5 protein-coding genes are annotated in these 7,084 nt (G+C 62.1%); 4 read left to right on the top strand and 1 reads right to left on the bottom strand.

What is annotated here, in order from left to right; genetic code table 11:
• Positions 1–352 precede the first annotated feature (352 nt).
• A complete protein-coding gene (locus ACW9JE_RS15195; protein WP_224533784.1) occupies positions 353–1,381 on the bottom strand; it encodes an AraC family transcriptional regulator in 1,029 nt (342 codons plus the stop codon).
• Between the two features lie 354 nt (positions 1,382–1,735).
• Between ACW9JE_RS15195 and ACW9JE_RS15190 the strand changes: the two genes are divergently transcribed.
• The 4 genes from ACW9JE_RS15190 (at position 1,736) to ACW9JE_RS15175 (ending at position 7,071) form a co-directional block, all read left to right on the top strand.
• A complete protein-coding gene (locus ACW9JE_RS15190) occupies positions 1,736–2,302 on the top strand; it encodes an RBBP9/YdeN family alpha/beta hydrolase (protein WP_175380037.1) in 567 nt (188 codons plus the stop codon).
• Between the two features lie 124 nt (positions 2,303–2,426).
• Entirely contained in the window at positions 2,427–4,445 is a 2,019-nt protein-coding gene (locus ACW9JE_RS15185) for a DUF1302 domain-containing protein (RefSeq protein ID WP_457433202.1), read from the top strand.
• A 41-nt stretch (positions 4,446–4,486) separates the two neighbouring features.
• Positions 4,487–5,845 carry a DUF1329 domain-containing protein gene (locus ACW9JE_RS15180; RefSeq protein ID WP_457433201.1) on the top strand — a complete coding sequence of 453 codons (1,359 nt, stop codon included), beginning with the start codon at positions 4,487–4,489 and terminating at the stop codon, positions 5,843–5,845.
• Between the two features lie 134 nt (positions 5,846–5,979).
• Positions 5,980–7,071, top strand: a complete 1,092-nt coding sequence (locus ACW9JE_RS15175; protein ID WP_457433200.1) for a WD40/YVTN/BNR-like repeat-containing protein — start codon at positions 5,980–5,982, stop codon at positions 7,069–7,071.
• Positions 7,072–7,084: the final 13 nt, after the last annotated feature.

Genomic DNA, 7,084 nt, shown 5'->3' with positions numbered 1-7,084 from the left:
CCCGGCCATGGATGGCCGATGGCGGCGGGCCCACGGAGCAGGACCGGAGCGAGGGGATGCCGAGCCTAGGCGAGGCACCGGACGTCAGGGGATAAAAGCGCTGGGTTACTTGGCGCTTTTCCAAGTGACCCGCCGTAAGGGCGGAACCATAAGCGGCCGTTACCGCAGCAATGGATATGTACCCAAAAGCATCGCGAGCAGGCTCGCTCCCACAATGGGTCTGGGGTACACCCGCAAAAATGAGGTTGTCTGCGAGGCCGTCTTCGCGAGCAAGCCCGCTCCCACAGTGGGTCCGGGTACATCCGCAAAAAAGGGTTGGTCGCGAGGACGCCTTCGCGAGCAAGCCTCGCTCCTACAGGTCCGGTGGGGTAGAGGGCTTGCCCTGCTTATGCGATGCCCGCCAAGCCGCCGGAGGCATGCCGAACTGGCTGATGAACCAGCGGGTAAACGAACTGGCCATGGAATACCCGAGCATATCGGCGATGCGGCTGAGCGAGTAGTTGGGGTTGTCCAAGTAGCGCAGTACAAGATCGCGACGCACATCGTTGATCACATCGTTAAACGCACACCCATCATCCTTCAACCGCCGCTGCAAGGTCCGCACATTCATCCCCTGACTCTGCGCCACCTGCTCAATCGTGGCACGCCCCATCGGCAGCAGCAGATAAATAGCCTTACGCACCTCGAACAACATCGAAGCGCCTTCATTACTCTGCAGCGAATCAAGATAACTCTGCGCATACCGCGCCATCGCCGGGTCCGCATTGGGATTGGTCATGTCCAGACTCGCATCGGAACACACGATGCCATTGAACTCGCTGCCAAACTCCAGCGTGCAACCAAACAACCGCCGATGCAGCTGCAGATTCTCAGGCGCCTGATGAGTGAAATTGACACTGTAAGGATGCCAGTGCGAGCCGAGCAGGGCAGAGCACAGGCGGAACATCACCCCCAGCGCCAGCTCGGTGGCCTGGCGGCTGGGCATTGGTGATTCGGTGACCACCTCTTCGCGAATGATCACCATCTTGCCGGCTTCTTCGATGAAGATCGCCAATGAGTCGTTCATCAGGTGCCGATAGTTGACCACCACCTGCAAAGCCTCGCGCAAGGTGCGCTGGTGGCTGAGCAACAGACTGACCACACCGAAATCCGACAATTGCCGCGACTCGGCCATGCTCAGGCCGAAGTTCTGGCAGCCACTGGCGGCGGCCGAATCTTCCAGCAGACGCACGGCGGCATCGATGGATATGCGGTGTTCGGGCGCTTGCAGCTGGGCCTTGCTCAGGCCGACGCCCGCCAATACATCACGCGGGTTGAACGACAGGTACTGAGTGACCTCCAGGTAGTTGGTCAACACAGCGGCGCGTACAAGCTTGGTCATGCGATGGTCTTTCCCGGGCCAATTGCGGTGGAAACAAGCGTGGCGACTATAGCCAGCACATCATCGATTGAACAGTTGCGAATTCGCCGCCGACGGTCGTTGCGAACGGCCGAAAATCACCCGTCCCAGACGCCTCGATCGAGCTGCACCCATTGATTACAGCGGCCTGCACGGCAACCGTGGGATTTCTTGATCAACGGTAGCACAGCGATGGCCAATGCCCATTTGTCATGAAAAGAAAAGTGCCTGACGTCCAATGAAAAGCGCCCGGGGTGGGGGGTCTTTAATGTCGGTACTACAAGAAAGCGCTGACCACCGAGTCAGCCGATTCACCGTGATAGCGAAGGTGTAGACGTGGACAAACTGCAAACTGCCGCAACCGTTCTGATCGTACCGGGCCTGCGCGAGCACGTTGCCGAACATTGGCAAACGTTGCTTGAGGCGAAGCTCGAAAAAGTACGCAGTGTGCCGCCGCTGGAAACCGACAAGCTCGACTGTGGCGCGCGGGTTCGTGCGATCCAGCATGAACTGGAGCAGATCGACGGCCCGGTGATTCTGGTCGCCCACAGTGCCGGCGTATTGATGGTCGCCCACTGGGCCGCGCAGTACAGCCGTCCGATCAAGGGCGCGTTGCTGGCCGCGCCACCGGACCTCGATGCGGTCTGGCCGTCCAACTATCCTTCTTCCGAGACCCTGAAAAGCCAGGGCTGGAATCCACTTCCCCAAGGCCCGCTGCCGTTCCCGAGCATCGTGGCCGCCAGCACCAACGATCACTTGGCCAGTTTCACCGCCGCCACGCGCATGGCGGAAAACTGGGGCGCCGATTTGCTCGATCTGGGCGACGTCGGCCATCTCAATCCGGCCGCAGGATTTGGCCCATGGCAGCAAGCCGAGGCGCTCATCCTGGAGCTGGATCGCTAATACAGGAGCCGGTCCGGCAACACGCAACCGGCCATTGCCCTCATTCCTGAAAACGCAGGCTCACAACAGGCTTGCGAGAGGGCGGCTGCGCTTAAAACAAATAGAAAAAGGCGGAGACAACGCAATGCACAACAACAAGAGTCACGGCTTCACCGCTCCACGCTACAGCCTGCTGGCGTCGGCCATCCTGGCCGCCATCATGCCCGCTGCCTTTGCTCCGGTAGTGCAGGCAGTCGAGATCGATACGGGGAATCCGGACTGGACGATGCGTGTCGACAACACCATTAAGTACAACTACGGCGTGCGCACCGAAAGCGCGGACAAGCGCATGTTGGGAACACCGAACAACAACGACGGCGATTACAACTTCCGCAAGGCCGGTACCAACATCACCAACCGTATCGACCTGTTGACCGAAATGGACGTTGTCTACCAGAACGCCATGGGCTTTCGCGTCAGCGCCGCCAGCTGGTACGACAAGGCCTACGAGAACACCGGTTCCAATTCCAACCCGTTCGTCAACGGCAATGGCTCGACCTCAGGTCTTGTAGCCAACGACCCGCGCCTGGCGCCGGTCACCAATGACAACGTCGGCAACGGCAGCCCGCACCTGAGCAACTACGCCCAGCGCTACTACACCGGCCCGTCCGGCGAAATCCTCGATGCCTTCGTGTTCTACAGCACCGAAGTGGGCGAGGAGTCGATGCTCAGCGTCAAGGCTGGCCAGCACAACGTGTTCTGGGGCGAAACCATCCTCAACCCTGTGCATTCGATGAGCTACGGCCAGTCGGGTCTGGACCTGGCCAAACTGGCCGCGTCGCCGGGCACCGAAGCCAAGGAACTGTTCGTTCCACGTAACCAGCTGTCGATGTCTTTCACCGTCAACCCCGAGTTGACCATCGGTGCGCAGTACTTTCTCGACTGGGACGCCGCTCGCTTACCAGAAGCCGGCACCTACTACGGCGGTTCCGACCTGGTCGGTTTCGGCGCGCAGTCGTTCCTGCTGGGTAACACTAATGCTGTCGTGCCTGGCAGTCCTCTGGGCTGCGGCCTGGCGCCGTGCAATGCGCTGACCAACGTACGTCGCGGCCACGACCTGACGCCGGACAAGCGTGGCGACTGGGGCATCATGGCCAAGTGGTCGCCGGCGTGGCTGGACGGCACCCTGGGCGTTTACTACCGCGAAACCTCGGAGATCCTGCCGCAAGCCTGGCTGGACGCCCGTGGCATCAGCTCGGCCAATGCCAACGGCACGCGCCCGGCAGGCCAGGTCCCGGCGGTGGTCAACACGCTGAACTCCCTGAGCGCCGCCACCTATCAACTGGCCTATGCCGACAACATCAAGATCGTCGGCCTGAGTCTGTCCAAAGATGTCGGCGGTGTGAGCGTGGGTTCGGACCTGAACGTGCGCCACAACATGCCGCTGGCCAGTATCCCGGCGATCGTCAGCACCAACAGCCCATTGGGACTGGGCCAGGGCCTGGGCCTGCTGCCGGCCCGTACCGCCGCCACCGGCATCGTGTATGACACCCCGCAGAAGGGTGATGCCATGGCCGCCACCGGCGACACCCTGCACTGGACCATCAACGGCCTGATGACCCTGCCGAAGACCCCGGTTTTCGACCAGGCAACCGTGCTCGCCGAGCTCTACTACAGCAACCTTCTCAAACTCGATAGCAAAAACGAGGCGCTCTACAAAGGCAAGGACAGCTATCGCGGCATTGACCAGCCGACTCGCGACAACTGGGGACTGGCCGTCAACTTCACTCCGACCTGGTACCAGGTGTTCCCGGGTGTGGACCTGAACGCACCGATGTCGGTCAACGTCGGCCTGGCCGGTGTGTCTCCGGTTTCCGGTGGGGGAGCCAAGGATACCGGCAACTACGCAGTGGGCCTGGGGGCCGTTGTGTACAACAAATACTTCGTCGATCTGAAATACGTGGATTCCTTCGGCAAGACCGACAAGTGCAACGTCAGCGGTGTCAGCACCGGCCCGACTGGCGGTGACGGTTCGACCCCGAACGCTTTCAGCGGCAACGAAAACTATGCCTGCTACGCCGGCGGCTACTCGTCCTTCTCCGGTGGCGGTGCCACCACCGAGGACCGCGGCGCCCTGTACCTGACGATGAAAACCACTTTTTGATTCACCACTGATTTGCTCGACGCAAGCAGGAGAATATCAAGATGAAATTTGCTCAAACCGTATTGGCCACATCGCTCGCCCTGATCTTCGCCGGCCAGGCACTGGCCGCCGTGTCCCCCCAGGACGCTGCCAAACTGGGTACCAGCCTGACCCTGGTCGGCGCCGAAAAAGCCGGCAACGCCGATGGCTCGATCCCGGCCTACAACGGTGGCCTGACCACGCCGCCGGCCAGCTTCAAGTCCGGCGACAGCATGCGTCCGGACCCGTTCGCCAGTGAAAAGCCGCTGGTGTCGATCGACGGCAAGAACGTCGATCAGTACAAGAGCCTGCTGACCGCGACCACCGTTGAACTGGCCAAGCGCTTCCCTACGTTTCGCGTCGACGTGTACCCGACTCACCGTACCGTTTCGCTGCCTCAGGCGATCCTGGATAACGGCGTGAAGAACGCCAGCGGCGCCAAGTCCCTGGAAAACGGTCTGGCCATCGACAACGTCCTGCCGGGCGTGCCGTTCCCGATTCCGCAATCGGGCAACGAAGCGATGTGGAACTTCCTGTTGCGTTATCAGGGTGTGAACATCAGCTCCAAGTACGATTCCTGGAACGTTGACGCCGCGGGCGTGCCGAGCCTGGCGATCACCGGGCAGGCGTTCATTTCCTACCCGATCTACGAAAACCTGACGCAGCCGATCAGCAGCGCCGACGTCTACTACCAGATGAAGCTGGCCTACACCGGCCCTGCGCGCCGCGCCGGTGAAGCGGTGATGCTCAAGGACGCCGCCAACCCGCTGCAGCAACCGCGTCGCGCCTGGCAATATCTGCCGGGGCAGCGTCGGGTGAAACTGGCGCCGAACCTGGCCTACGACACGCCTAACCCGGGTACCGCCGGTGCCGGTACCTACGACGACGTGTTCGTGTTCAACGGTGCGCTGGACCGCTACGACTGGAAGCTGGTGGGCAAGCAGGAAATGATCGTGCCCTACAACACCTACAAGCTGACCTACGCCCAGGATCCGAAGTCGCTGACCACCGCCAACCACCTGGCTCCGGACTTCGTGCGCTGGGAAAAACACCGCGTGTGGGTCGTCGAAGGCACCCTCAAGCCGGGCGCCCGTCACATCTACGCCAAGCGTCGCTTCTACCTCGACGAAGACAGCTGGACCGCTCTGGCCTCCGACCAGTACGACGCCCGTGGTCAGCTCTACCGTGGTTCGTTCGCCTTCCTGAGCCAGAGCTACGACAAGCAGGTGCCGGACTCCACCCCGTTCATGATCTATGACCTGGTTGGCGGCTCCTACAACATCAACGGTGTGGTCGGCCCGTACGGCGGCATCAAGTACACCGATCCGCTCTCCAAGGCCCAGTGGTCTTCCGAATCGCTGGCTGGCGCCGGCATTCGCTAAAACACCCGCTACACAGTGCGCTCACAGGGTCCTCCGTCCACAAGACGGCGGGCCTTGCGGCAAAGCGCGCGCGCCGTTTGAACGTCGGGTACACGCACCTGTGTCCCGACGCGGTTTTCCGAAGAGGACGCGGTATGTGTTCATATAAAAACAATTATCTGCATTTGGCCTGTGGCGTGGTGTTGAGCGTGTTGCAGAGCGTCAGCTTTGCCGCCGATTACGTCGATGTGCTGGACCTCCCGGCCAAAACCAGCGCCCTCGCGATCAACAGCCCGTTGTCCGGCATGACCCGCGCAGGTTCGCGGGTGATCAGCGTCGGCCAGCGTGGCCACATTCTGTTTTCCGATGATGCAGGTTTGCACTGGCAACAGGCCTCCGTGCCGGTCAGTGCCGACCTCACCGCCGTGACGTTCCCGACCGCCAGCCAAGGCTGGGCGGTGGGCAACGACGGCGTGGTGCTGCACAGCAGCGATGCCGGCGCGACCTGGACCCGGCAACTGAACGGTCGCCAGATCGGCGCGTTGCTGGTCAAGCATTACTCGGACCTGGCCAAGGCCGAGCCGAACAACGAGCAATGGCCCCAGTTGGCCACGGAAGGCCAACGACTTGTCGATCAGGGCGCGGACAAACCGCTGCTGGATGTCTGGTTCGCCAACGACAAGGTCGGCTACGTCGTGGGCGTGTTCAACCTGATCCTGCGCACCGAAGACGGCGGCCAGAGCTGGACCCCGTTCCAGGATCGCACCGACAACCCCCAGGGTTTCCACCTCAACGCCATCGCCTCCACGGGCGATGCGCTGTACATCGCCGGCGAGCAGGGCCTGTTGCTCAAGTGGGACGAAAGCGCCCAGCGTTTCGTAGCCGTGCCGACGCCTTATCAGGGCAGCTTCTTCGGCGTGCTCGGCAAGCCCGGCGAGGTGCTGGTCTACGGCCTGCGCGGCAACGTATTGCGCAGCACCGACGGCGGCCAGAACTGGACCGCACTGGATACCGGCCTGCACATCAGCATCACCGCAGGCCTGGTCGATGCCGCCGGCAACTACCGCCTGTTCACCCAGGGCGGGCAGATGCTGGTCAGCCAGGGCACGGGCGAGCAATTGCGACTGGTGCAGCAACCGGCACCGTCTCCGGTGGCCGGTGCCACTCAGTCCGCCGACGGCCAGTTGGTGCTGGCGGGAAGCCGTGGCGCCCGCACTCTGGCCGTCCCGCCAGCCCTCGAACCCTAAGAGCGAGAACCCA

The organism is Pseudomonas sp. SDO55104_S430, from assembly GCF_054070595.1.
This window is presented reverse-complemented; position numbering and strand designations above follow the sequence as displayed.